Raw genomic sequence first — 26072 nt, 5'->3', positions numbered from 1 at the left:
TTATTTCAATAGACTTGAAACCTTTGATCCGCCCGTGCCTGTGCTATATTAATAGTTTTGTAGTAAAAACTTGCGAATCTCCTCGTTCATCTGAATGAGCACATCCTGTGAAGGAAAATGACCCGTGTCGTACTTGATCGCTTGTACATTCGGAATAATTTTCTGAGCTCGTTCAATGACCTTATCCCCAGGGAAAAAGACATCCTTCTCTCCGACCAGCAGCAGCGTTGGCGACGTATAATTCACCAGCTCTTCCCGTTCCGTAAGCTTAGGGTTATCCTGCTCCATGCTGACGTATTTGAAGATTTTGCCCATGATATTTTTATCCATTTCCTTCATGCAGTTGCATGACATGGTGCCTGTAATTTTTTGCAAAGAAGATGGCGAAGAAGTCATCCGGTATTTCACAAGTGGAAGAACAATGTCCTGAGCTGTTTTAAATTTCGAACCCACAGCCAATCCCGCAGGCGATACCAAAACGGAACATGCAATACGCTCCGGAATATAGGTAGCCAGTCTAAGGATAATCCCACCGCCAAAAGAAGGCCCGATAAACGCACTTTTTTCAATCTTATAGTGGTCCAGCAAGTCGGAAACCCAAAAGGCCAAACTGTCAAACCTCGCCGAGATTCGTGTCTCTTCACTGTAACCGGGGTGACCGATCGTATCGGGAGCAATAATTCGGTAATCCTTGAATAAGGAAGAAAACCAAGACAACGTCATCGGATTCACACAGTTTCCGCCTTGGAGAATAAACAGCGGTTTCCCGTTTTCCGGTCCTGTCAGCAATACATGCGTTTGACCAAAACGTGTCTCGACATATTCCCGCTCAACGCCCTCGCCCAGATTCTCCAGATAGGCTTCATAATCCTCCAGAATACTGCTCTTGCCTTCTTCACTTCTATAAATGGAACTCATGTCTGCCTCCTGCAATGTGTACTCTACCCTCTAATTTGACAAAAAGGGATGGACCAAAAAGATAAAGAGGGCCTGCAGATGACAGGCTCCTCCATATGTGTAACTTAACGTATTCAGATGATTATAGAATGGAAACTGGAAATTGTAAATATCGTTTCTAATAGACTACATATAATGGAACATACGTACAGGATCTTTACTTATTTCCGCCCATAATCCGCCTTGATTTCGCCCCACTGTTTCGTCTGCCATTTCAACACTTTATTGCTGTACGTATTCGTACGCAGCCATTGCTCCGCACGGTCTATCATGAGCCAGATCTCTTCCGTTGAGTTATCCCGAGCTAGCGTGGTGGATACTTTCTTTTGCTTCAGCCACTTCATGGCATTCACCGAATCGGTATACACGGTCTTGTTGCTTCCTTCTTTTTTGAGATGCGCCAAGGCATGGACGATAGCCAAAAACTCACCCAGGTTGTTCGTTCCCTTGGAAATCGGTCCTACGGAGAAAATAATCTCTCCCGTGCGTGTATCCACACCTTTATATTCTACAGGTCCCGGATTTCCGCGTGTGCCCACGTCAACCGAAATACTGTCGTAGTCCACTTCCTCCGATGTCTCCATCCCTGCGCTTCTGCCGCTGCTGACCGATTTGCTTTTGGAAGAACCACCTGCTCCACTCGAGCCCGTTCCCCAGTTCCCTTTCCACCCGGCACGATAGGCCTCTTCGGCTGCTGATCTGGATTCGTATGATTTATATTTTGCTCCGGTAAAATGATCCGTCTGTGCTTTGCATTCTGCCCACGTGTTATACACACCTGGCTTCTTGCCTTCCCAGACGACATAGTATTTCTGTTTCGCCATCGTTACCCGCTCCTTCGTTTGCTGCAATCAATACCCTATTGTAAACGAAAGGAAGGGGTGAATGAAAGCATTGGACAGACAATCGTTCAGTTCACCGTCACTTTTACTTCCAGCTCCGCACCATGTCCAAGGCTACGACGAGAAGCTTTCTTTCATTATGTCTGATTTGTTGCTCAATGACTTGCTCACACGTAAGTATTTGCTCGTCGGATAGCTTATTCTTTAGCTGCTCCAACAGCATAAATGATTGTGCACACACTTCTAGATTGGTATCACCTATAAACGGAATAATGTGCTCTATATGTAATATGTAATCCAAATGTTCAAGAGCGTATAAGAATGTTCCCCTGCTTCCCGATGTTCCGGGGTCCATGATCGCTTGAATCAAAGTCTCGACGGCTCTATCATCTTGTAACGCCTCTTCGGAATCTTCCTCGGAAAGAAGTTCCTGTATTATCTTCGTATGCATCGTACGTTGTATCACTCCTCGTTTGTTAGCAGAAAGGAACCTCCTTAATAACATCGGTCGTTTTCCTCATTTGAAACGTAGTATAATGGTCCTTTTGTTTTTGGGACTATTTTCCCCACCATCTGTGAATTCCTATTAACTGTATAATCCTTCCCTATCTCGAACAGGCTAAGCACAAAGCAGATACACGAGCTACTCCACTGATATATTTGAAGAAGTCAGCAAGGGCATTCACTCCAAACCTATCGACCCCAAATTGCAGTAACCCATTCTCGCAGCTCCACAAAAAGACCGTTCCTGCCAGCAACACAACATTGCTCATGCAGAATACGGTCTGTTTTTTATCCACTCATCTGTGGATCTACTCTTGTTTTACTTTTTTTGCATTAGCGTGTACTCAGATAGGCTATGCCCAATCCACCCGTAACCGGATTTTCGTAAATTTCACAATCTACTTCGAACACTTCCCCGATCATCTCACGTGTCAATATATCAGCGGGTTTACCATGAACCACGATCTGTCCCCGCTTCACCACATACAGATAATCGCAGTATTCGGCTGCCAGTTCGAGATCATGTAGTGCTGCGAGGATACCAATATCCAAGCCTCGTACAATATTAAGAATTTGAAGCTGGTACTTGATGTCCAGATGATTGGTCGGCTCGTCCAAAATGAGAAATTCAGGCTGCTGTGCCAGTACACGGGCCAGGATGACACGCTGCTTCTCTCCACCGGACAAAGACACGTAATTGCGGTCCGCATGTCCGGACAGATGTACCTTTTCAAGCGCCTGCTCCACAATCTCGACATCCTGCTGATTATCGGTTTCCAGCAGCTTTTTGTGTGGTGTCCTGCCCATCATGACCATCTCACGCACCGTAAAATCAAAGCTCAGTTCGTTGAACTGCCCCACAACACCCATATGCCGGGAGACGATCTTCGGACTGGATTTGAGAATGTCCTTATCGCCGAGTAATACGCTTCCCTGCTGTGGTTTGATCACTTTATAGATGCTCTTGAGCAGCGTTGACTTGCCGCAACCGTTCGGTCCAATGATTCCGACAAATTGCTTGTCGTTTACCTGTAACGAAATATTTCGGATGATGTCCGTATTCAGCACCGATATGGATACATTTTCTACGTTCAGTTTCATGGTTATTTTCCTCCAAAACCGTAGCCTTTTTTGACCAGCATATACATAAACATCGGTGCACCAATCATGGCCGTAATAATTCCAATCGGCAGTTCAACGCTGGATATCAGAGATCTTGCGATGACATCCGTCCAAATGAGAAAAATGGCCCCGAATAATACCGACACAGGCATGACTTTGCGATGGTCTGAGCCAACCATACCTCTTACGATATGCGGAATAATGAGTCCCACAAAACCGATCATCCCGCAGCTCGATACCATAACCCCCGTTACAAGTGCCGTTAACAGCATGTACAGTCTGCGATATACACTAAGATTAATGCCCAGCGTCACAGCCGCCTCATCCCCGAGCAGCATCGTATTAAGCACACGCGATTGCAGCAGGAAGAACAGAATCGCTACCAGAACGACAATACTGATCAGCGGGAGCTTGTTCCAGCCCGAAGCCGCGAGGCTGCCCATCGTCCAGAAGGTGACGGTTCGAATGCCTTCAGCATTGTTTGCAAAGTAAATGATAAAGTTCGAGAACGCACTGCACAGTGCGTTAATGACCATCCCGGCAAGTACCAGCTTGACGGATGTCATTTTGCCCCGGATCCCTGCAAGTGTAAGTACCAGCAAGGATGCACCCATGGCACCGGCAAAGGCCCAAAAGGCTACACCCGTTTGACCTAGCCAGCTAATGGAGCCGAATCCGATCAAAATCGCAAACGTTGCTCCGAGTGAAGCTCCTGAGGATATACCTAATATGTAAGGATCAGCGAGTGGATTCTGCACAGCAGCCTGCATGACGGCACCACAGAGCGCCAGGCCTGCTCCGATAAACATGGCCATTAATACACGCGGAAAACGAATCTGCCAGATGATATCGGTAAAGGAACCGGCTTCAATTGGCGCTGCTCCAAGCTGAAAGCCCGTTATTTTGTAGAGCAGAATACGATAGGACTCGGCCAGCGGAATATGCACCTGACCTATGGATACCGCTATCCCCACCGATACAAGCATGAATACAACCAGTGCTGCAAGAAGTAATGCGAAACCGGATTTGCTGTGAATCAAAGACTTGGGTTTACCCACGTGCTGTGTCTGCATCTGAACTGTTTGTGCCATTTCTTCCCCCATCACTTCCACGAAAATGTAAGATCTCAAAATGTAGCTATTTACAGTGCTTTTGATCGGATTATAATTGAGAATGATTATCTTTGTCAATTATAAAAACACAACAAATCCCTTGACAATGGTTTGATATAAAACTATATTGGGTTTATGAAAACAAGAGATGCTATATCACTCATATCCAAAATTAAAGAGAGTTCCAACCGTTTTATCGTATCCGAGATGACCAAGCACGGGGTTCAGGATATTGCCACTTCACACGGCGACATTATCTATGCTCTGTACCACCGACCTCAGATGACCATGGCGGAGATCGCCAAAAAAATTGGCAAGGACAAATCTACCGTCACAGCACTTGTCGACAAGCTGGTTCGCATGGGATACGTCATCAAGGAGAGAAGTGACGAAGATACGCGTGTTGTTCATGTTGCCTTGACATCTAAAGGCGAGGATCTCAAGCCCGTCTTCGAAGAGATCTCCCAGAACCTGCTGAATGTCTTTTACGCGGATATCACAGAAACAGAGAAAGAGGAACTGCTTCGAATTTTGATGAAAATTCACAGCAACTTCTAAATTTTTTTGGATAAATAGTTTGATATAAAACTAAATTGAAGGAGGAATTATACATGAAGGACTACACCAAGTCCCTGCCTGACCATACCGTACAATACATTGGGGAACAGGATTTGTATCTAGAGATCTTTGAGGGAGCTGAAATTAAAGGGAGAAGCAATCACAGACCCCCTCTCCTATTCGTTCACGGTGCCTATACAGGCAGCTGGATGTGGAGCAAATACATCCCTCATTTCGTTCAACAGGGCTGGACCTGTTATGTGATGAATCTGAGAAGTCACTACAAGAGCAGGGTGCAGGACATGACCCGGGTGACCTTCGAGGATTACCTGGAGGATATTCAGGAAATCATTACTGAGTGCGGGGAGCCGCCTATCCTCATCGGATTCAGCATGGGTGGCATTCTTAGTCAAAAGCTTGCAGAAAGCTCTCCCCTTCGAGGGTTGGTCGTGATCGATTCCAGTCTGAGCCAGGAGGTTCTTCGCTCCGTGCCATATGCTGAAGTGGATCGCATAACGCCTGGCCTCGTCGTTCCTGCGCCCGTTCATCATGAGCTGACCAGCATAGATGAATCGGCAGAGGACATCGCTTTCCAACGCAAATATTTGGCCATGGAATCGTCACTGGCCTTCAGCACATTCTCCGCGTTCTTTGGTGGTGAGGACGTGGTATCCATTAACGGTGAGTCCATTACATGCCCTAGTCTCGTAATCAAGGCCGTGTCCAGTGAGGAAGAGGACCTGCGAGGCAGATTAACTGCAGAGCAGCTTCGTGCGGAATATGCCGGTCTATGGCACACGACACATACCGGTTTGCTCGTCGGTCAAAGGTATATTGAAGCAGTCGAGATTATCCTAGAGTGGCTTCAGCGGAAAAAGAGTGATTTCTCCAGTTAACATTGGCGAAATATCCTTCGCCCCATTAGTGACTAGACTATGTATATGTTTTGGATAATAAACACAAAAGTTTCTCTTTTACATCTGCCCATTCATTGTCTATGATGCTGTAAAAAATATTGTCATGAACCGAACCGTCCTCCTTTATTCTGTGCTTACGGAATATGCCTTCTTTCTTGGCTCCGATTCGTTCAACGGCTCGTTGCGATCGGACATTTTGTCCGCTTACGGAGAACTGTACCCGCATTAAATTCAGTTCATCAAAGCAATATTGCAGCAAAAGATATTTACACTCTGTATTTACTCCCGTCCGCCAATAGTCAGGTGCAAGCCAGGTCCATCCAATCTCAGCATTTCGGTTCCCCATGTCAAGATCGCCTATTCGGGTAGTTCCAATGATCGCTCCTGTCGCTTGATCCACAATGGTGAAGGGAAGCTGTGATCCGTTCTCTTTATTGTCCAGTGCAAGCGTCAGTACTTGATCAAGTTCTTCAGGTGTATGGATCGTTCGCCAGGTGAATTCCCACACTTCTGGTGTGAATAAGACACGAAATTAATTCCGCCTTGTGGCTGTTTTCCATAGGTACAAGAGTTACCCTTTTCCCTTCCAGAACAACAACTTTTTCTTGCATGATCACTGTCCACCTCCTTCTGGTTTATATAAAACATATTACAAGTTAATGAGCTATCGGTATAGACTCCTTTTGGTGCAAAACGTAATCATTTTTACCGGGCAGTTGTAGGTGCTTCTGCATCCGATTCATCTCAAAATATGGCTACTAACTTCATTCAGATGAGAAATGGTCACTTTAAAAACATAAAAAACCGCCCATCAAGGATGGACGGTTTTCGTTTTACTTCTTCCAGAGTACACGGTATCTCATCCGCATTGAGACCGTTAGCGCATTAACCTTGCGTTGTGGTTGCACTTCTTTTTTGGAACAGATAGATCCCTGCCATGAGAATAAACCACACCGGCGTAACAAACAGCGCCACCCGCGTATCCTCTGCCAATGCCAGAACAACCAGCACAAACACCAGGAAAGCCAAAATCAAGTAGTTGGAAAATGGATAAAGCGGCAGCTTGAAGTGACTCCGGCTAGCGATCTCCGGCTGGGTACGGCGGTATTTCAGGTGACAAATCACCATAATGCCCCAGACAAAGATAAAGCAAACGGTCGATACACTGGTGATCAGTGTGAACACGCCCTCTGGCATGACATAATTCAGGATAATGGCAACCAGAATAACCAGCGTCGAGAAAAAGAGTGCATTGGAAGGTACCTTTCGGCCATTCAGGCGGGCAAGGGATTCTGGTGCATTCCGATCCTTGGCCATGGAGAAGACCATACGGCTTGTACTGAAAATGGCACTGTTGCACGCCGAAGCTGCAGATGTCAGCACCACGAAATTCACGATCCCGGCGGCGGCCGCAATACCTACAGCTGCAAACACCTGTACAAAGGGACTTTCACTCGGCACAATCGCTTTCCACGGATAGATGCTCATAATAATCAGCAATGCACCCACATAGAAGAGCAGCACACGGATCGGAATTTGGTTAATGGCTTTCGGAATAACCTTCTCCGGATTCTCCGTCTCCCCTGCGGTCAGTCCGACCAGCTCCATGCCGACAAAAGCGAACACTACCATCTGGAACGAAATAATGAAGCCATGCATGCCATTCGGGAACCATCCCCCATGACTCCACAGATTGGTGAAGCTTGCCGTCCCCTGATCTGTGGTAAAACCTTTAAATATCATATATAGACCGACAACAATAAGGGCCAGAATGGCAATGACTTTGATTAAGGCAAACCAAAATTCCATCTCGCCAAACAGCTTCACCGTTGCCAGATTCATGACTAACAAAATGACCAGTGCAATTAAACCGGGCATCCATTGCGGTACATTCGGAAACCAGAACTGCGTATACATGCCGACAGCCGTAATGTCCGCCATAGCGATGGAAATCCAGCAGAACCAGTAGGTCCAGCCTGTAATAAACGCCGCCATATTTCCCAGGTAATCACGCACGAAATCCACAAAGGAGTGATACTGCAGGTTGCTTAACAACAGTTCCCCCAATGCACGCATGATCAAAAACAAAACCACACCTGTGATGATATACGCCAGCAGGATGGACGGTCCTGTCAGTTGAATCGTCTTGCCCGCCCCCAGAAAAAGGCCTGTCCCAATCGCACCTCCAATCGCCATAAGCTGGACATGCCTGTTCTTTAATCCCCGTGTTAATGTTTCTTGCTGCATGGTAAACCACCACTCTCTTTCTGCACATGCTCTCTAGGTTGCTGAAACTTGTATACAACACATCATATAATAATCTGACCAGAATACATATCCTTCATTTATGATTTTTTTCACGCCAAAGGGGCCACCTCTTCTAACAAGGCGCCCTCTACTTTGGGTCATCGTTATTTTTGCTTATAGAACTCATGATACAGTTTCATTAGCGCCCGTTTCTCGATCCGTGAAACATACGAACGGGAGATGCCGAGTTCCTTGGCAATTTCGCGTTGGGTCCGTTCTTCCCCACCTGCCTCGAGGCCGAATCGGCCAATGACGACTTCCTTCTCCCGGTCATCGAGAATGTCGAGATTACGGTAGATTTTACTTTTTTCAATCTTAAGCTGCACCTTGTCTACGACATCATCCGCTTCGGTTCCAAGGATATCGATTAACGTAATTTCATTGCCCTCTTTGTCCGTTCCAATGGGATCATGAAGGGAGACGTCTTTGCGTGTTTTCTTCAGGGACCGAAGGTGCATCAGGATTTCATTCTCTATACAGCGGGCCGCAAATGTGGCGAGTTTGGTTCCTTTGCCTTGCTGAAAGCTTTCGATGGCCTTGATCAATCCGATCGTTCCGATCGAGATCAGATCTTCCAGATCTTCACCCGTATTGTCGAACTTCTTGACGATATGCGCAACAAGGCGCAGATTGTGTTCAATGAGCAAGTTGCGGGAGTGGGCGTTGCCTTCAGCCATGAGGCGCAGGTGTTTGGCTTCTTCGTCCTCAGCCAGGGGCTGGGGAAACGCATTATTTTTGACATACGAGACGAGCAGCGTTAACTCCTTGATGAACAGGGCAATTGCGGTAAACAATCCGGGCACAGATGACACCTCCTGCAGTTTTACAACGATCTGGCCTGAGCACGTGAAGGAACAGGGTCGATCTATTGTATGTAGGCAGGGGCCCAGAAGTGCACGTACACTTGAAAAAGGGAACGTTTCCTCGATGATTTAATGGATATTTAAGGGATATTTATGATGGAGAACGCTGCTGCTTAATGCTTGCCTTTGTCAGTCTATCCTATGGCATGAGTATTACGTACTCACTTCAACAATGGAGCCAACCTTCTGCAGGAGCAGAAATTCTTTTTGGACACTCTCAATGAAATACTTTTTCTCTCCCAATATCACAACATCATTCTCGGCTAATGGCACATCGCTTTTGAAATAGATAAAATTATCTGCGCCTCTGAATGCGCCTTTATAGTAGTACAAACGGTCACCTTCTCTTGGAAAAAATGATATTAATGATTATTAAGCTTCTGGATATAAGTCTAATCGGTTCTCCGCTAATGACCCAAAATCCACCTCTTAAAGAGGCAACTCGCAGGATACAAAATGTTTAATAAAGGGAGTTAGTTGATTTTTCGACAATAAAACTAAACTTTCGACAAATTATGACGATATTATCTATGTTCCTTGCGTAATCATGTATATATTTCATACATGCAGAAACGATAAATTACTCCGAAGGGGAAGTCAGGTCAAATGTTCTCAACGCTCAAAAAAAAGGTAAGCACTCTGCTTGTAACCGTACTGACGGTTACTTCTGCCTCTGCTGTTTACGCAGAAGCAGGTACAAATTCTCCGGGGGACAGTACATCACTCGTTAGTACCACCATTACGATCCAGAGTACGCGCAACCCAGCCACAGAAACCGATCCTGTCACCTTTGTAGCATCGATCCATCGGGATAGTTCTTCTACTGTTCGTGAGGATCCAACGGGTACAGTGACTTTGAAAGATGGGGACACCGTAATTGGCACTGCAAGTGTGGTAAATGATTCCATCCCTAGCAGAGCACTGATTTCGGTAAGAAATCTGGAGGCCGGAGAACATCAGATCACAGCCGAGTATAGTGGCAACAGCACATTTAACGGCAGTATCTCCAATCCAATTTTACAAACGGTTTCCACTACAGCGACATCTCCTTCAGAACATCCGACGGTTACGGAAGTTACTTACCTCAATCCTCCACGGTCTGGGGAACCGTTTACGCTTGACATTAGCACCCAAACAAACCCGCAATTTTACCAGGATATCGCTGGAACGGTCATCCTTATGGACGGCGACAAGGAATTAGCTGCGCTTCCGATGTTTCCTAAAGGGGTTTCCAACGGTCATGCAAGAACGTCATATACGTTAAGCGACCTAAGTGTTGGAGAACACCACATTAGAGCTAAATATTATGGTGATACCAGATACGGTATCGCTGATAGTGTCTCAGATATAGTGCTCCAAGTGGCCGAAGGAAATGGTACCAATACGCCAGTGCCAACCCCTACACCATCAAATGGAGAAGGCACAATTCCTCCGGAGAGTAGTGAAAACCTGTTTAATACGACCGTTACGATTGAAAGCACACGTAACCCGGCCTCAGAAGGAGAGCCCGTTGCGTTTATGGCGAGAGTCAGCAGAAACTATAAGGATACGTACGACATGCCTACAGGCACGGTTACATTCAAGGATGGGGATATCGTACTGGGTACTGCTGAGGTCGGAACGGATGTAACCAAACCGGATCTCGCATTTTATTCCGTAAGAAGCTTAAGTGCTGGAGATCATCAGATTACCGCGGAGTACAATGGAAACCGCACCTTCAAGGGCAGCACTTCAGCTCCGCTAACCCAAACGATAACAGCTGAAGCAGCTTCTGCAACAGAACACCCGACGGTGACGAAGGTTACCAGTTATCTGAACCCATCCAAGTATGGAGACGCGGTAACCTTTTACGTAAGAACAGAAACAAAACCACAAATATCCCGAGATATTGCAGGATCTGTAATCCTCATGGATGGCGACACGGAATTAGCTACACTTGCCATGTGGCCGGACGGTGTTGCGAATGGTGTGGCCAAAGCCTATTTCACTACAAGTGATCTAAGTGTCGGAGATCATCCGATCACGGCTAAATATTACGGCGATGTCAGACACAGTGTAGGTGACAGCACCTCTGAAGTAATGGTGCAGGTTGTACAAGGAAGCGGTGGCACACCGTCCAATCCACCATCAGTACCAGGTGGTGACACAACTCCATCCAGTCCAACGACAGGTTCGAGTTCAGGTTCAGGTTCGACCCCAACTGCTCCTGTTAGTTCTAAACCGCAAGAACCAGCTCTACCTGGAACAACAACGGAGCAGCCAAGCACGCCGGAACAATCCGAGGATTACCAGGATCCCAACGATATTTTCAGAAGCCGGGTGGTGAACGCAGATAGCAACGTAATTGCCGGTGTTCAAGCCAGAATCGCTGAGATCCTCAGCAAAGGTGATGACTTCGTAACCTTACAGTTTGGTGATGTTCAACAACATTGGGCGATACCGTCTATCGAAAAATTGACCAAGCTGGGCGTAATCAAAGGTTACCCTACTGGCGGGTTCGAGCCTGATGAACAGATTACCCGCGCAGAATTTGCAGCCATGATCAATCGTGCGTTTGTGGATATGGCATCACGTGAAGTCAACCTGAATGAAGAGGATTTCGCAGCATACGGTGATATTAATAATCGTTGGTCTACCAATGACCTCAAGAGACTTGTAGCCGTTGGCGTATTGAACGGATACGAGGACGGAACCATCCGTCCGGAAAAAACCATTTCCCGTCAGGAAATGGCTCTGATCATCACACGTGTATTGAATTCACTTATCCTAAATATTGATACAACCAATGTACAATTTGCTGATTTGAATGGAGCATTTGGTGCAGATGCCATCCGAAAAGCTGCTGCTCTGGGAATCTTCGAAGGTAAAAATGAGCGTTCCTTTGACCCCAACGGCGGAGCAACGCGTGCAGAAGCAATTGAAACCATTTTGAAGACTTATCGTTTAAGTCCAGCCATCAAAGAGTCATTGGAAAGTTTGAAGTAAGGATTCCAGTTAAGACAAAGAAATCTTTCCAATATCTATTTTAACTGCTTTATAACATTTCAAAAACCGCTAACGAAAGATGACGTTAGCGGTTTTTTATTTCGTTAAAGTATTCCCCGGCATACAAATGCCTTGCCATCCGCTTACATCACATTGTCCATATGTATTATCACCGACAGCAACCAACGTACCGTCTGATTTAAGCCCTACGGTATGGGCACAACCTGCCGCTACGGCAACAATATTGCGCCAGTCACTTACATTACACTGGCCATACGTATTCCAGCCTGCAGCCGAAACTGTACCGTCCGCTTTAAGGCCGATGGTATGATTACTCCCCACCGCAATCGCCACCATCCCGTGCCAGCAGTCTACATCGCATTGACCATGTTTATTACTACCCACAGCGAGCACCGTACCGTCTGATTGCAGACCAGCGGAATGGAGATAACCCGCAGCGACCATTACAACATTACGCCAGCCACTGACTTCACATTGGCCATATCGGTTATTGCCTACAGCCAGCACTGTTCCATCTGCTTCTAGGCCGAGGGTATGCCAGTCCCCTGCAGTTACCGCCACCATATCATTCCAATGGCTTACCTGGCATTGACCTTCTTGATGCCGACCCACAGCAACCACCGTACCATCCGACTGAAGACCGATGGTATGGCGCCAACCCGCCGCAATGGCTACAATATCGTACCAGTCGTTTACCTCGCACTGGCCATCCTTATTCCATCCGACAGCCGTCACAGTGCGATCCGATTTCAGTGCGATGGTGTGGACATTGCCTGTATTTGTCGCCATATGTACATTACCTGCTGCGACCGCAATGATATCCCGCCAGCCGCTGACTTTACATTGACCCATTTTATTATCACCAACAGCCATCACCAGACCGTCAGATGTAAGCCCAACGGTATGACGGCGTCCCGCCGCGATCGGATCTTGGGGCCACTTTTTCACCTGCAACCTCGCTTTATTCAGCGAACCATGTTCCATGCTGAAGTACCTCCCTTGAGGCGAAGTCTCCTTCGCAGCCATTTCTAAACTAGCTTACCTGGAATTACTCCTCTTTTTGTCTGAAACACATCTTGCCCAGAAGAAGTCCTGTGCCCGAGGAACAAATCAAATATCCAAAGAACAAAAAAACCAAGAAAACAGCATGAAGATCTTCAGGAATCTGAAGTACACCTTCAAACCAAGCCAAACGAAAAGGATACAGTAGTGCTACCCAGATGATCAGCAAAACTAGAATAAAATTAATGATTTTCCTCACTGTAATGATCCTTTCAGGGCCTGTATGGTGTCCGTTATGTTATACCAATAATACTTCAATCAGGATGGTTTGTCTTTTTCTAGTTAAAACTGCAAAGAAGCCTCCACTCCACATTACTGCGGAGCAGAGGCTGCATCCTTCCATCTACTTCCCCTAATCTCAACTGAGCGTTGCAGGCTCCACAACGTCCGGGATTTCCGGCAAACGCTGTTTGCGTTCCATCCCCAGACTGATCACAAGCCCAAGCAAACCCAGAGCCGCGATGACTGCTGCGTACAATGGGACGGAAATAAGTCCCGTATGCGTAATCGCGAACCCGCCAATATAGGCTCCACCTGCATTCCCCAGGTTAAACGCGGAGTGGCTCGATGTGGTCGCAAGCAGCGGGGCTTCGCGAGTCATATTCATGATTCGAATCTGCAGACCCGGCATGATCCCGAACGCCGCAACACCCCAGCAGAAGATTGTAATGACCGCCAGATATGGATTCTCCAGCGTCAAAGTGAGTGCAGCCAAAAGTACAGCCAGCACGCCGAAGTTGACCATCAGGGACGGCATCAGTTTCCAGTCGGCCAGCCGGCCGCCCAGCATGTTCCCGAGCGTCACACCAACGCCGAACAGTACCAGTATCCATGTTACACTCTGCTCCGCAAATCCGCTGATATCCACTAACATGGGTGTAATATACGTAAATACCGCGAAGAGGCTTCCACAACCCATGGCACCAATGAGCAATATTAATAGTACCTGAGGACGAACAAGATTACGGAACTGCTGTCCGAGGTTCGCCGGCTCCCCTTGCGAAATAACCGGAATGAATCGAATGATGCCAATCAATGAGATAATGCCCAGGATCGTAATGGCACCGAATGATGATCTCCATCCGAGCTGTTGGCCGATAAATGTACCGAAGGGTACCCCAATAATATTCGCAATCGTAAGTCCTGCAAGTACAACGGAGACGGCGCCTGCTCTTCTCTCGGGTGCAACCAGGCGGGTTGCCATGAGTGAACCTACACCAAGAAACGTACCATGTGCAAATGCCGTCAAAATGCGTGCTGAAATCAGCAAGCCATACGTTGGTGCAATAACGGAAAGTGCGTTACCGATGATAAAAATGCACATCAGCAGGATCAGCAGTTTTTTCTGCGGTATCTTATGGGTAAACACGGTCAGAATGGGTGCGCCAACCGCGACACCCAGGGCATAGCCCGTAATCAACTGCCCTGCTTGAGGAATGCTCACATGCAGATCGGCAGCCACATTCGGCAGCAATCCCATAATGATAAATTCAGTCATTCCAATGGCGAATGCTCCTACCGTCAGGCATAGAAGGGATAACGGAAATGCCCCTCCTTTTCCCGATTTCGAAGCACGTCGTTCTGTCTTGTTCATATGATCTTCTCTTCTCCTGTCCATCTTCTGTCTCTTTTTTTGGATATTCCTAGTTACGATTTCAGGATGACATTTGGGCTGCTTTTAGCCACATCGCCTCGTTTAAGGACTCGAACGTTTCCAACATCGCAAGCTTGTTCTGCCACTGTGCCGGGATGCCGGTCCGACCATAATAAGCACCAGCAATCTGACCGTACACCGCACCGGTTGTATCCGCATCATCACCGAGATTAACGGCTAGCAGTGCACCTTCTTCAAATGTGGAAGATTTATGGAACGCCCACAAAGCAGCCTCCAACGAACGGACAACATAGCCGCTTCCCTGAATTTCAGGCGGTTCCTTATCGCGGTAAGATCCACGCACAACCTCTTCAATCGCAGGGGTAAAAGAAGACTCACTCCTCCACTGACGGCATGTCTCGGGCAGCAGCATGGTGTGTTTGTCTGCTCCGTGCAGCCCTGCAACCAGAATAGCCGCAAGCACCTCGCAAGCTTCCAGGCTTTCCGCTGCTGCGTGTGTCGTGCGGGAGCTCAGCCTCGCATAATGTACAGCATCCTCCGGATGGTTGGCATACACCATAGCGACTGGTGCAAGCCGCATAATTGATCCGTTACCAGCCGTCATCGGATCGGTAGATCCGCTGTAAGGCTCTCCGGTCTTCCTGAACCTTTCCAGCGCATTTCGCGTAGCCCCGCCGATATCAAAGCATGTTCCGGTACTGCTCATGTAGCCGACTTCATACCAATTCGTGTATCTGCGCATCTGATCCGCCGGATCAAAATGTTCTTTTCTCACCAGACTTTCGGCCAGACATAGCGCCATTGACGTGTCATCCGTCCACTGTCCGGGAGCCAAGCCAAACACACCGCCCCCCACAATATCGGTTACAGGCTCAAATGTGCCTGGGCTGCTAAACTCCACTGTCGTTCCCAGTGCATCTCCTGCCGCTAGTCCAAGTAAGCATCCATTGAACCGATCCTTATCCAGCATCGCCGGTCCCTCCTCTGCGTTCTTATTTACAACATATCTCTTCCATTCTCCCACAGGGGCTGTTCTGTCGTAAAGAATTTTAAAAAGATGCAGCATGGCTTCTTCGAATCGTACAAATGTCCATAGGCTTTCTTCTATTATAAATGTGTCGAAAAAGGGGTAACGCTTGTTACACTCCTTATCTCAAAAAAAAGTTTATTTTTTTACAACGAAGAAAACCGTTTTTTCAGTACACCGCTTACATGCATAGGTCATAACGCTTTGCCTCGTTCGCCATTTTCTGAAAACACGTCATTTATGTGCAAATTTTCAATGTAAACAATCATGACGCGCTTGACCCCTCACTTTGTCCCATGTTACGGTTTTATTAGCTTCAACGCATTATTTTTTCCATATTTATATTTTCCAACACGCTTTCACGTTAACTAATCTGCCGCAAAAGCAAATGTAACAAAGAAGAAGTTTGCGATTTTTTCATTTGGTTTTATCCCAAAACAAATTCTGAAACAGGAGGAACAAATTTATGATTAAGGCACTGGTTTTTGATTTCGATGGAACGATTATTGATACGGAGACAGCATGGTATATCGCTTTTCGTGATGCCTACAAGGAACACGGCGTGAACTTGACCCTGGAGATGTATTCGCAATGCATCGGTACCAGTCTGAAAACATTCAATCCCTATGAGTACCTCATCACAGATTTGAATCTTCCGATCGATCGGGAAGCGTTCAGGGAATCGGTTCAGCTGCAGCATGCTGCATTAATGAACAAGGAGCAGGTAAGACCAGGCATCCAGAATTACCTCGAAGCAGCACGGGAGGCTGGATTAAAACTGGCCGTTGCCTCAAGCTCCAAACGGGAGTGGGTCGAACAGCATCTGGAACAACTGAAACTGAAGGATTACTTCGAAGTGATTCGAACAGCCGACGATGTGGCCCATGTGAAGCCTGACCCGGAATTATATAACCAAGCCCTGGAAGCGCTTGGAGTAACTGCAGACGAAGCCGTAGCGATTGAGGATTCACCTAACGGCGCACGTGCAGCTGCTGCAGCTGGTATTCACTGTGTCGTAATCTCCAATACCATAACAGGAACGCTGGATTTCGATATGCCGCACCAACGGCTGTCCTGCCTGACCGACCTCGAATTTAACGATTTGATTTCGAAACCCCTCGTCACCACCGTCTAGGTCTGTACGAATTTCGCATTTCAAATTTTAAAGGGGGAGTTCACTCATGAAAGCTGTACATTTTGGAGCGGGCAATATAGGCCGCGGATTTATCGGTCATATGTTGTCCGCATCCGATTATGAAGTCTGCTTTGTCGCACGTAACCCGAAGAAGATCTCCATGCTGCAAAAAAGAAAAGAGTATCCCATTACACTCGCTAATGCAGATCAGCACACAACCATGGTCAGCAACGTCACGGCCATTCATGTGGGCGAACAGGATCGCCTGGCTGAGCGGATTGCATCGGCTGATCTCATTACGACAGCGGTCGGTGTATCTGCACTTGAGGATATCGCTGAACCCATCGCCAAAGGCATATATCTCCGCATGAAAAACAATAATCAGGCTCCTCTCCATATCATCGCTTGCGAGAATGCCATCGGAGGCAGCACCCGCCTGAAGAAACGGGTATATCCGTTTCTGGATGAACAGACCCGTACCAAAGCCGACCGCTATATCTCGTTCCCCAATGCAGCAGTAGATCGGATTGTTCCAGCGCAAGACCACAAGGATCCGCTGCAGGTCACCGTTGAACCTTTTTATGAATGGGTCGTTCACCGTCCGGCGCTGTTGGATGGATTCAAGGAGATTGAAGGCGTACACTACGTCGACTCCCTTGAGCCTTACATTGAGCGCAAAATGTTTACCGTGAATACGGGCCACTGTGTGGCTGCCTACTTCGGATATCTCGAAGGATTCAAGACGATCAGGCAAGTCATGAGTAACGCAACACTGCGTGCCAAGGTTAAACAGGTCATGGAGGAAACGGGAGCCATGCTTGTGAAAAAACACGGGTTTAATCCTCATAAACACAGTCAATATATCGATACCATTCTCGAACGCTTTGCCAACCCCAACCTGACAGATCAGGTTACCCGGGTCGGACGTTCACCCCTTCGCAAGCTATCGCCTTATGACCGGCTTGTTCGCCCAGCGATGCAGGCCAGCGAATTCGGAATTGAAATTCCCCATCTTACTTCCGCTATGGCTGCCGCAATGCTCTTCGATCACGAGCAGGACGAGGAAGCCATGAAGCTCCAGCACATGATTCGTGAAGATGGCGTGCCCGCCTTCATTCGTGAACGCATGGGAATTCCCGACAAACACCTCATTCATCAGCATGTTGTCGCCCGATACGAGGAACTTAAAGGGCACAAGGGATCAACCCTTTTAACCTGACACCTCAGGTAAGATGGTAGGTTATGCACAACTGAATAGAGACGGCAAAAAAGCCGGGAGGAACCCATGCCAAGCATCGTTCCTTCCGGCTCTTTTTATGTTATTTTGTAGTGCTTGCTTCATTCATGATGGAATTCAGGGATACATACGCCATCGGCAGGAATCCCTCAGATGGTTCACCCACAGGTGCATCAATGTGGAAAATGAAACCATTACCATCCAGTTCTTTTACAATGAAATACTGAGTCTTTTTATCGTTTTGAGCCATCATATACAGTCTTGCATCCTTCATCGGGCCTTTGTTCAGCTCTTCCTTGCTCAGTTCCTTGACCTCTCCCGTTTCGCTCAGCTCTTCCTTGGCATCCATCTTCAGCGCATCCAGATTGAAGTCTGAAGGAAGCTTTTCGATCTCCACTTTGTAGTCAGGATCAATCTTCATGGTCAATTCGTCGCCCTCTGCATCAAAGGCCATGGGTTCAAACACATAAAGCGAGTACCCCTCACCTTGAGCAAGTTCAGCTGGACGTTTCTCCGTCATGCCTTCCACCGTTACTTCCAGCTCTGTTGTTTGGGGACGATCCGATGTCACGTTATCGCCTGCATTGGAACCGTTCGGTTCATCTGCTTCGATCTTCGCGATTTCCGTAAGCACCAGCTGCTTGGTTGTATTCTCGCCGCTCTCAATCGTTCTCTCTACATATTTGAATTGTACTGAATCTTCATCATCAATGTCATCGAAGGATTTCTGCACATTCTCTTCAACCTGGAAAGCCATCGGAACCTCCTTGACACGGATCTCTACCGTGTGAGGATCTGCCCACCCCGTCAATATGCCCTCTGCTTCGATCACCGCACTGTCATTCGGCTGCTGCTCCGGTGCTGGCGTCTGTTCCCCTGTATTATTGGTTGGTGGCTGTGCTGCAGGACTGCTGTTACCACAGGCCACAAGTGAGAATCCCATGAGTAAAACGAGTAGTGATGCACTAATATTCATTTTATTTCGCATATGAACACCTCCGTTAGCTTATACGCAATGATGCTTGTCCATGTTGCTTCAGGCTGCTTACTAGTACTTACACGGCTGAATGCCAGCTCAATCAGATAGATAAATAGAAGAGGTGGGAATCAAGCACATCTCTAACTCGCTTGTTCCATTTGAACAAGCCTCGCGTTGGCCCCGTTAAACGCTTTTGTCTGCTTGTTGAATTGCTTTCTGATCTCGGCAAGCTGCGCATATTGGATGTTGCGTTCCCGGATGGCGCGCTTAATTTTCACCAGATTCGGATCCACACTGCCTCTCATTAAGGAATAGAGCCGTTCATCGGCATCCAGACTTTGCTGATACGAGGTTACAAATTCCTCAAATGTCCGGGCTCTTACTTCATACTGGTCCAGAACGGTTTGTGCCTGAACCAGCGTCTCTTCTTTTTCAAAAGACAATCGTTCCACGGAATCCCGTATAGCAGGTGTCTGTTCCTGTGTCTGCTTCATTAAGGTCTCCGCCTGCTCCAGAAGTTTTCTCCGCTCGGCTATATGTTCTTCTGCCTGATCCAGCAATGATTCCAGGTCACTGTTTTTGTTTTTTCCCTTATTCAAAATCAACGTGTACAGTTCCATTTCCTCCCGTTCATGACGGGCAAGCTCCTTCAGATTCTGAGCCATCTCCTGATCATTCCGGATCAATTCGTTCACCTGGTTCGCAGCCGGCTCCTGCGGCTGGCCGCAGGCACTGGTGAGCACCGCCAGCGTCAGGCCGACGGCAGCCAGTGCTGATTTTTTCCACGTACGCACTCGGTCGTCTCCTCTCCGTTTGTATTATCGTCTCTAAGTTACAAGCGGGTATCTCCGCTAAAATTGGCAGTCCAATGTGCATTCGGGTCGTAGACCTCGAACTCATAACCCCGATCTTCAAGCAATTTCAGAATACGCGGCAACGCCTGCACCGTCTGCTCCCGCTCATGCATCAGAATCACTTCTTTGTCCCGGTGCACACTTTTTCTGACACGCGCCACGATTTTGTCCGGCTGACCCGGAAGATTCCAATCCAGAGAGTCTGTTGTCCAATCCCACATTTTGAATCCGGCTGCGGCAATGTCACCCCTGAACGATTCACCGATCTGTGGACTGCTGCCGTAAGGAGCGCGAATCAGATGCGGCGTAAAGCCAATCAGATCCTGCACCATCTTCTGCTCCTTCTTGAATTCCTTTACGAAATTCGCGGAGCTTCCGCTTTTGTACAGGGTGTTATAGTTATGTGTCATACTGTGGAGCCCCGGGTAGCTGCCCTCCTGAACCAGCCGCTCTACTGCGGGCTTATGCTGATTCAACTGACGGCCAATCATGAAAAAGGTTGCCTTGGCCTCATGCTCTTTCAAAATATCCAGCAGTTGTTCCGTATATTCACTCGGTCCATCATCAAACGTTATGTATGCCAGCTTGCGAACCTGTCCCTGAAACCGTGCAGGCTCTTCCTTCACATCCGGAGTCATTTCAATCATGCCCAGCTTGGTTGGCTGTTCAATGACAGCTACCGGGGGCGGGGCTACATAGCCCTTAATCCAGTGGGTCATTCCAATCAATGCATATGTTAAACCGGTAATGATCAGTGCAATCAGCAGTAAGGCTGCACTCAATCTTCCGTACCGGATTCGTCTTCGTTTGTGTGTCTTCGTTCGGCTGGTTCTGCTCGCAATGCCGCCATTTTCTCCTGCTGTCTGTTGTTGAACTCTCACTTTCCATGCCACTTCCTTAATTTCCCGATTATTGGTATATTATATCGTTTCATGTCTCTATATAGAAGATTAATAGAAAAGCGGCATGGGTGAATGACAGAATAGTTACAAGCCCGGTTACAATCTGCTTATCTATTTTTCTTTCCTCGCTTTTCGAACAGCTGCGTTCTCCTGTATAATGAATTGATTTACGCCATTTGACTTCAAGAAGGAGCTACATCCATGACAAGCTTGTTTCGTGCCGGCAGATCCATTGAACTTCTGTTCGTTGTCGGCATTATTGCTATCTCGTTTTCTTCCATTTTCGTGCGCTGGTCCAGTGCAGATGTGGCTGTTATCGCCATGTATCGGCTGTTTCTCACCAATCTGCTGATGCTTCCGTTTGTCTGGAAATACCGGCATGAGATGATGCGCCTTAACTTCAGGCAGTGGGGGCTGCTGCTTGCATCCGGTGTGATGCTTGCCCTTCATTTCCTGCTGTGGATGGGATCGCTCAGACTTACGAGTGTGGCCAGCTCCACGGTCATTCTCGCACTTGAGCCCATAATTATTCTCGCCGGTTCTGTCTGGCTGTTCAAAGCCAAGATTAACCGCATGATGATTATTGGCATGGGCATCGCCCTGCTTGGATCCATCGCGATCGGAGCTGGAGATTTTCAGTTAGCCGGTACGGCACTGCAAGGAGATTTACTATCTCTGCTGGGAACAATTGCAGTAGCCATCCATATGCTGCTTGGACAATTTCTGCGTTCCGGACTCAGTGCCTTCTCTTATAACTTCTGGGTATTTTTCGTCGCTGCCTGTACGCTGGCGGTATATAATTTGGCCATGGGGCATCCGTTCGGGGGTTATGCCGCTTCGGAGTGGGGAATTTTCCTGCTGCTCGCGATCGTGCCGACGATCTTCGGGCACTATCTCTTCAACTGGCTGCTTCAGTATATGAATGCCACCACGGTATCCATGGGCGTGCTCGGTGAACCCGTATTCTCCTCACTGCTGGCCTGGATGCTGCTTGGTGAGTCCCTCAGTGCCATGCAGATGATTGCCGGCGTCGTTATTATCTTTGGGGTATGGATTTTCATTCGTTATGGCAAAACCAAACCGGAACCCATTCCCGCTGACGCGACTGTCGGCGGTCAAGGACCTGCTGAACCTACGGCGGTGTAATTCTACCGCAGCATATGGCATGGCAAAAAGAACGATTGGAGTCTGATACGCGACAGACCCAATCGGAATCCAATACTCTTCATAAGGCGGTGTATTTTCATGAAAAACATTGTATCCATGCGCTGGCTGCTCGCCAGAATGTACGAACCCGATGTGGTCATTGCCGACTGCAGGTTCCTGCTCGGTCAACCGGATGCAGGACGACAGGCTTACGAGGCTGGACATATTCCAGGTGCGGTTTATCTCGATCTCGAACAGGATCTGTCCTCTCCCGTTTCGGCCCATGGCGGACGCCATCCGCTCCCTGACCCGGCAGAACTGGCAAAGCGTCTTTCAAAAGCGGGAATCGGCTCAAATGCTCGTATTGTTGCCTACGATGATCAGGGTGGTATGAATGCCTCAAGATTATGGTGGCTGCTTCGTTACCTGGGTCATGAACAGGTGTACGTGATGGACGAGGGCTTCTCAGCTTGGCAAAACGCCAAGTTCCCGGTAACCGCCGATGTGCCCGTGCGGATTCCGTCCACGTTTGAAGCGAATGTGCAACCACACATGCTCGCCAGCGTGCAGGATGCACAGCACGCTTCGGTCAATAGCTCAGCCGTGCTGATCGACTCTCGTGATGCCCGCCGTTATGCGGGGCTGGAAGAACCGATCGATGCCAAGGCTGGACATATTCCGGGGGCGGTGAATTATTTTTGGAAAGACGTACTGAATGCAGAAGGCCGGTGGTCCGACGTGAGTACATTGGAGGAACGTTTCGGGAAGATCGCGAAGGACGAGCCCATCATCGTATATTGTGGTTCAGGTGTCTCCGCCTGCCCGAATGTAATTGCGCTGGAGGAAGCCGGATATACCAATGTGAAGCTGTACGCCGGAAGTTGGAGCGACTGGATCAGTTATGAGGAGAATGCAGTGGAAACTGGGGAAGAAGTTTAGGATTTTGATACATTGTGGATGATTTGGAATAGCTAAGCGGAAATGCCGCCTGGGTCTAAGGACTCGTGGCGGCATTTTATCGTGTTTTTTCTCCTATTCAATACGAGGAGCACGGTTTTGGTAGGGATTGAAGAATGAGGTAAGCTGTCGACTTTGAGAAACGTGTATAAAAGATTGCTTTAAGAGCGTCATGGGGCTAATCTGTTTCTGCAGAGACCATCGGCATTACCATAGACGATTAGTAGGAGAATTTTTCGCGCACGATATTGAGGCGATATCGCTTGTTACGACTCGGTCCCACGTCGAATACCAATTCGAGAAAGAGACCGTCCAAACCTTTCCTTATTGGTATTATCCCCTTATTCTCTTATAATGAGTAATTTAGCGACCAATATACAATTTTAAGGAGATGGAGTATGAAAGAGAGTAAGGTAAGCTTTGCCACAAAGTTTCTGATCGTAGTAGCTATGATTTTATTTAGTGGGTTGCTACCGATTACAGGTGGAAAAGCAGAAGCAGCACAAGAGCGGTACAAATCCGATTTCGAATTTGAATTCAAGTATGAGGAAGAAACATCCAGAGTTATACCTCAGGTTCGTGTAACGAAGTTTTATTTTGATGACGGTCGTGTAGAGACTGAACTTCATGAATTTCCAAAGCAGGCACGTGCAGTATCGAAAGACGCTCAATATTCGGAGAGCGCTCGTAAAAAAAATGATCCAGCGCTGAAGCAAACATTTTATCCAGGCTGCGGTTGGGGCTTTGGCACACATGTGATAAATACAGAGAAAGGTCCGCTAGCTTTTACGATTTATTGTGATTCAACGACAGACAAACAACCAGATGCAAAAGGTGAAAAGAAGTCAGTAAGCAATCATGTTATCTATAAATATGACCTCGAACGCAATCTTCTAAGCGTGTTGAATCAAGTACAAACGTTCGGGGAAAGCCGGCCTCCGTTCCGAATGTATTATGACTTTGGAGGCTATACCTTGCAGGAAGGTAACGGAGAAATAAACTATGAAGCACGAAATATTCGAGTCTATTCACTGCTCAGTAACAAACTGCTGGCGCGTATTGCTGAATATCCACAGGAAATCGACCAAACCTTAAGATACACCGAGTACACAAAAATATCCAATGATCCAAAAGTTCTCGCTAAAATCGGCAATTATAATACATATGGGAATGATAATTTCTCGGTAGAAACATTCATTTTGAATTCAGACGGAACCCGAACAAAAAGCAAGATTCCCGCCGCACTACCAAACAATGTTCTTTATGAAAATAAAATCGGTTCATTAACCTATGTCTCGTATAAAAATCCAAAAAACGAAAATACCATGGTAGGTTATCGAACTTCTGCAAGTGCAGCAATCAAGCCATTATCTCGCGTAAATGCTTCAAGTTCCATACGATTCAGTAAATATAAACGTTACGTTCTGATTCATCAGCAAACAGCCAAAGAAAAAACGATCAGAATCGTTGATGCAAAAACGGCAAAAGTTGTATCCGAAATTCCGGATATCGGCGGTGGAGTATATAAGGAAGTAGGCAATTCAATTCTTTTATTCCAAGCCGAAAAGAAAGATTACTACCTGCATGTGCCAACAGGAATTGTTACCCGTAATATGGAAAATTCTCAATTGGTACAAGCCGATACAGGTGGGTACACGGGTGACCAATCGAAACTGATCTCCATGCAAGCTCCACCACAAATGCTCGTAAACGGCAAACCGATGCGTTATGCCGGCCAAGGCCCCTTCCTGACGAAGGACAATCGCTGGTACGTAGAAGTGAATGATTTTGCAAAGGTAGCGGATGCTACAGTGTCCAAAACTTCCAGTGGATTGACGATCAATCGTGGTAATTATAAAATGACCGTCTCCAAAACTGATAAAACGGTATTAACCTGGGCTGGGCAGACCTTCGTACCATTGGAGACACTGAACGAAAAATTGGGCATGGCTGGAGGTTTCTTGAATTCCCTTTTAGGTAAAGGCTACGAATACAAAGTGCTCCATGTTTTTTCCAAGGATCTGAAAGAAGCAGATGTTATCGCTCGCCCTGATCTGTACGAGGCCATCCAAAATGATTCAGGGAATTATTATTCAATGGAAAATGGTAAACCTGCCGCAAGGCCGCTGTCAGAAGCCAACAGGTATTATTATGATGGAACTAATCTCATCTTCAAAGATGGCTTACTCGTAAATGTAGCTTCTATATACAATGCGGGTGGCCGTACGTTGCGAAATATTCTCTTCGATATCAATAAACTAAAGCATGTCATTGCCGTCTATGGAACACCGAATGCAACCATGACCGGAGGACAAATGGTACGCTGGTACGAGGTGGAAGGTAACGTGCTGGTATTCGAAGGTAACTCTAATTTGAAGGGTGCTTATTATATTTCACGATAAACACGAGGTGATATTCTGTGCTCCAAGCCCGTTTCCAAATAAGGACCCGGGCTTTTTTTATTTAGGCTGAAAGAATCCCGAGTCCCCAGTTTCCATAACCCAATCACAAATCTATGACTAACCTATTATCACACTCTAAGAAGAAAAAATTATGGGTGCCGTCGAGGAAGAAAGAACGGTTGAAAGGCCAGTTGCCCGTGCAGTTTGAAATCCCTTCGGCCGTGAAACAGAACTGAATACAGAAGGCCGGTGGTCTGACGTGAGTACATTGGAGGAACGTTTCGGGAAGCTGGCGAAGGACGAGCCCATCATCGTATATTGTGGTTCAGGTGTCTCCGCCTGCCCAAATGTAATTGCGCTCGAAGAAGCCGGATATACCAATGTGAAGCTGTATGCCGGAAGCTGGAGCGACTGGATCAGTTATGAGGAGAATGCAGTGGGAACTGTGGACGAGTAGGTACGGAGCACGGGTCTACAGTATCTCAAAGACGAATACACCGCCATACAGGCTGATGCCCGGGGCGGTGTATTTACAGTGCATGAGCGTCAACAGGAAATTAACATGTTG

The 26072-nt window shown here is 47.3% G+C and carries 23 protein-coding genes and 1 pseudogene; 9 read left to right on the top strand and 15 right to left on the bottom strand.

All coding sequences use genetic code 11. The features are described from left to right. Nucleotides 1-48: 48 nt before the first annotated feature. The 5 genes from CHI14_RS17425 to CHI14_RS17405 all read right to left on the bottom strand — a co-directional run bounded on the left by CHI14_RS17425 (nt 49) and on the right by CHI14_RS17405 (nt 4498). On the bottom strand, nt 49-918 hold the full coding sequence (locus tag CHI14_RS17425) for an alpha/beta fold hydrolase (RefSeq protein WP_095289771.1): 870 nt from the start codon (nt 916-918) through the stop codon (nt 49-51). Nucleotides 919-1118: 200 nt separating this feature from the next. Beyond that, on the bottom strand, nt 1119-1781 hold the full coding sequence (rnhA, locus tag CHI14_RS17420) for a ribonuclease H (protein ID WP_095289769.1): 663 nt from the start codon (nt 1779-1781) through the stop codon (nt 1119-1121). 103 nt (nt 1782-1884) lie between these two features. Beyond that, nucleotides 1885-2250, bottom strand: a complete 366-nt coding sequence (locus CHI14_RS17415; protein ID WP_141236701.1) for a hypothetical protein — start codon at nt 2248-2250, stop codon at nt 1885-1887. 386 nt (nt 2251-2636) lie between these two features. Then, nucleotides 2637-3404, bottom strand: a complete 768-nt coding sequence (locus CHI14_RS17410) for an ABC transporter ATP-binding protein (protein ID WP_095289765.1) — start codon at nt 3402-3404, stop codon at nt 2637-2639. A 2-nt stretch (nt 3405-3406) separates the two neighbouring features. Then, nucleotides 3407-4498: a FecCD family ABC transporter permease gene (locus CHI14_RS17405; RefSeq protein ID WP_212677003.1), complete on the bottom strand. Its 1092-nt coding sequence runs from the start codon at nt 4496-4498 to the stop codon at nt 3407-3409. 174 nt (nt 4499-4672) lie between these two features. On the opposite strand from CHI14_RS17405, the gene CHI14_RS17400 reads away from it, so the two are divergent. Together CHI14_RS17400 and CHI14_RS17395 are read left to right on the top strand one after the other, a co-directional pair. Further along, nucleotides 4673-5095: a MarR family winged helix-turn-helix transcriptional regulator gene (locus tag CHI14_RS17400; protein ID WP_095289762.1), complete on the top strand. Its 423-nt coding sequence runs from the start codon at nt 4673-4675 to the stop codon at nt 5093-5095. 53 nt (nt 5096-5148) lie between these two features. Next, the gene (locus CHI14_RS17395) at nt 5149-5991 is read left to right on the top strand and encodes an alpha/beta hydrolase family protein (RefSeq protein WP_095289760.1); all 843 of its coding nucleotides are present in this window, start codon (nt 5149-5151) and stop codon (nt 5989-5991) included. A gap of 37 nt (nt 5992-6028) precedes the next feature. Here CHI14_RS17395 and CHI14_RS17390 read toward each other — a convergent pair whose 3' ends face one another. From CHI14_RS17390 to CHI14_RS17375, 4 genes are all read right to left on the bottom strand, one after another. Next, on the bottom strand, nt 6029-6520 hold the full coding sequence (locus CHI14_RS17390; RefSeq protein ID WP_249281157.1) for a GNAT family N-acetyltransferase: 492 nt from the start codon (nt 6518-6520) through the stop codon (nt 6029-6031). 377 nt (nt 6521-6897) lie between these two features. Continuing rightward, entirely contained in the window at nt 6898-8259 is a 1362-nt protein-coding gene (locus CHI14_RS17385) for an amino acid permease (RefSeq protein ID WP_095289759.1), read from the bottom strand. 164 nt (nt 8260-8423) lie between these two features. Further along, nucleotides 8424-9122: an RNA polymerase sporulation sigma factor SigK gene (gene sigK / locus CHI14_RS17380; RefSeq protein WP_095289757.1), complete on the bottom strand. Its 699-nt coding sequence runs from the start codon at nt 9120-9122 to the stop codon at nt 8424-8426. A gap of 213 nt (nt 9123-9335) precedes the next feature. Continuing rightward, the gene (locus CHI14_RS17375; protein WP_095289756.1) at nt 9336-9515 is read right to left on the bottom strand and encodes a hypothetical protein; all 180 of its coding nucleotides are present in this window, start codon (nt 9513-9515) and stop codon (nt 9336-9338) included. A 273-nt stretch (nt 9516-9788) separates the two neighbouring features. Between CHI14_RS17375 and CHI14_RS17370 the strand changes: the two genes are divergently transcribed. After that, complete coding sequence (locus CHI14_RS17370; protein ID WP_095289754.1) at nt 9789-12167, top strand: Ig-like domain repeat protein; 2379 nt, start codon at nt 9789-9791, stop codon at nt 12165-12167. Nucleotides 12168-12263: 96 nt separating this feature from the next. Here the strand turns inward: CHI14_RS17370 and CHI14_RS17365 are convergent, their stop codons facing one another. The 3 genes from CHI14_RS17365 to CHI14_RS17350 form a co-directional block, all read right to left on the bottom strand. After that, nucleotides 12264-13172, bottom strand: a complete 909-nt coding sequence (locus CHI14_RS17365) for an RCC1 domain-containing protein (RefSeq protein ID WP_095289753.1) — start codon at nt 13170-13172, stop codon at nt 12264-12266. A gap of 436 nt (nt 13173-13608) precedes the next feature. Next, entirely contained in the window at nt 13609-14844 is a 1236-nt protein-coding gene (locus CHI14_RS17355) for an MFS transporter (RefSeq protein WP_095289749.1), read from the bottom strand. 61 nt (nt 14845-14905) lie between these two features. Continuing rightward, complete coding sequence (locus CHI14_RS17350; RefSeq protein WP_095289747.1) at nt 14906-15835, bottom strand: ADP-ribosylglycohydrolase family protein; 930 nt, start codon at nt 15833-15835, stop codon at nt 14906-14908. A gap of 523 nt (nt 15836-16358) precedes the next feature. Between CHI14_RS17350 and CHI14_RS17345 the strand changes: the two genes are divergently transcribed. Further along, complete coding sequence (locus CHI14_RS17345) at nt 16359-17027, top strand: HAD family hydrolase (RefSeq protein WP_095289745.1); 669 nt, start codon at nt 16359-16361, stop codon at nt 17025-17027. Nucleotides 17028-17073: 46 nt separating this feature from the next. After that, on the top strand, nt 17074-18246 hold the full coding sequence (locus CHI14_RS17340) for a mannitol-1-phosphate 5-dehydrogenase (RefSeq protein ID WP_095289743.1): 1173 nt from the start codon (nt 17074-17076) through the stop codon (nt 18244-18246). Between the two features lie 100 nt (nt 18247-18346). Here the strand turns inward: CHI14_RS17340 and CHI14_RS17335 are convergent, their stop codons facing one another. From CHI14_RS17335 to CHI14_RS17325, 3 genes are all read right to left on the bottom strand, one after another. Continuing rightward, the gene (locus CHI14_RS17335; RefSeq protein WP_095289741.1) at nt 18347-19252 is read right to left on the bottom strand and encodes a hypothetical protein; all 906 of its coding nucleotides are present in this window, start codon (nt 19250-19252) and stop codon (nt 18347-18349) included. A 131-nt stretch (nt 19253-19383) separates the two neighbouring features. Continuing rightward, nucleotides 19384-20037, bottom strand: a complete 654-nt coding sequence (locus CHI14_RS17330; protein ID WP_095289739.1) for a YkyA family protein — start codon at nt 20035-20037, stop codon at nt 19384-19386. A gap of 38 nt (nt 20038-20075) precedes the next feature. Beyond that, nucleotides 20076-20978, bottom strand: coding sequence for a polysaccharide deacetylase family protein (locus tag CHI14_RS17325; RefSeq protein ID WP_249281156.1), 903 nt, complete (start codon nt 20976-20978; stop codon nt 20076-20078). Nucleotides 20979-21200: 222 nt separating this feature from the next. On the opposite strand from CHI14_RS17325, the gene CHI14_RS17320 reads away from it, so the two are divergent. The 4 genes and pseudogenes from CHI14_RS17320 to CHI14_RS17305 all read left to right on the top strand — a co-directional run. Continuing rightward, a complete protein-coding gene (locus CHI14_RS17320) occupies nt 21201-22145 on the top strand; it encodes a DMT family transporter (protein ID WP_095289737.1) in 945 nt (314 codons plus the stop codon). Nucleotides 22146-22244: 99 nt separating this feature from the next. Continuing rightward, nucleotides 22245-23084, top strand: coding sequence for a sulfurtransferase (locus CHI14_RS17315; RefSeq protein ID WP_095289735.1), 840 nt, complete (start codon nt 22245-22247; stop codon nt 23082-23084). A 416-nt stretch (nt 23085-23500) separates the two neighbouring features. After that, complete coding sequence (locus CHI14_RS17310; RefSeq protein WP_095289733.1) at nt 23501-25504, top strand: hypothetical protein; 2004 nt, start codon at nt 23501-23503, stop codon at nt 25502-25504. Nucleotides 25505-25745: 241 nt separating this feature from the next. Continuing rightward, a pseudogene (locus tag CHI14_RS17305) lies at nt 25746-25961 on the top strand (sulfurtransferase); the annotation flags it as partial. Between the last annotated feature and the right edge of the window lie 111 nt (nt 25962-26072).

Source organism: Paenibacillus sp. 7516, from assembly GCF_002272715.1.
Classification (GTDB): Bacteria; Bacillota; Bacilli; order Paenibacillales; family Paenibacillaceae; genus Paenibacillus; species Paenibacillus illinoisensis_A.
Note: the sequence above shows the minus strand (reverse complement) of the source record. Positions and strands in the feature narration are given on the sequence as shown.

Coding starts and splice junctions, on each gene's coding strand:
- CHI14_RS17425 (WP_095289771.1), bottom strand. CDS start 918: ATGAGTTCCATTTATAGAAGTGAAGAAGGCAAGAGCAGTATTCTGGAG.
- rnhA (WP_095289769.1), bottom strand. CDS start 1,781: ATGGCGAAACAGAAATACTATGTCGTCTGGGAAGGCAAGAAGCCAGGT.
- CHI14_RS17415 (WP_141236701.1), bottom strand. CDS start 2,250: ATGCATACGAAGATAATACAGGAACTTCTTTCCGAGGAAGATTCCGAA.
- CHI14_RS17410 (WP_095289765.1), bottom strand. CDS start 3,404: ATGAAACTGAACGTAGAAAATGTATCCATATCGGTGCTGAATACGGAC.
- CHI14_RS17405 (WP_212677003.1), bottom strand. CDS start 4,498: ATGCAGACACAGCACGTGGGTAAACCCAAGTCTTTGATTCACAGCAAA.
- CHI14_RS17400 (WP_095289762.1), top strand. CDS start 4,673: ATGAAAACAAGAGATGCTATATCACTCATATCCAAAATTAAAGAGAGT.
- CHI14_RS17395 (WP_095289760.1), top strand. CDS start 5,149: ATGAAGGACTACACCAAGTCCCTGCCTGACCATACCGTACAATACATT.
- CHI14_RS17385 (WP_095289759.1), bottom strand. CDS start 8,259: ATGCAGCAAGAAACATTAACACGGGGATTAAAGAACAGGCATGTCCAG.
- CHI14_RS17370 (WP_095289754.1), top strand. CDS start 9,789: ATGTTCTCAACGCTCAAAAAAAAGGTAAGCACTCTGCTTGTAACCGTA.
- CHI14_RS17365 (WP_095289753.1), bottom strand. CDS start 13,172: ATGGAACATGGTTCGCTGAATAAAGCGAGGTTGCAGGTGAAAAAGTGG.
- CHI14_RS17355 (WP_095289749.1), bottom strand. CDS start 14,844: ATGAACAAGACAGAACGACGTGCTTCGAAATCGGGAAAAGGAGGGGCA.
- CHI14_RS17350 (WP_095289747.1), bottom strand. CDS start 15,835: ATGCTGGATAAGGATCGGTTCAATGGATGCTTACTTGGACTAGCGGCA.
- CHI14_RS17345 (WP_095289745.1), top strand. CDS start 16,359: ATGATTAAGGCACTGGTTTTTGATTTCGATGGAACGATTATTGATACG.
- CHI14_RS17340 (WP_095289743.1), top strand. CDS start 17,074: ATGAAAGCTGTACATTTTGGAGCGGGCAATATAGGCCGCGGATTTATC.
- CHI14_RS17335 (WP_095289741.1), bottom strand. CDS start 19,252: ATGCGAAATAAAATGAATATTAGTGCATCACTACTCGTTTTACTCATG.
- CHI14_RS17320 (WP_095289737.1), top strand. CDS start 21,201: ATGACAAGCTTGTTTCGTGCCGGCAGATCCATTGAACTTCTGTTCGTT.
- CHI14_RS17315 (WP_095289735.1), top strand. CDS start 22,245: ATGAAAAACATTGTATCCATGCGCTGGCTGCTCGCCAGAATGTACGAA.
- CHI14_RS17310 (WP_095289733.1), top strand. CDS start 23,501: ATGAAAGAGAGTAAGGTAAGCTTTGCCACAAAGTTTCTGATCGTAGTA.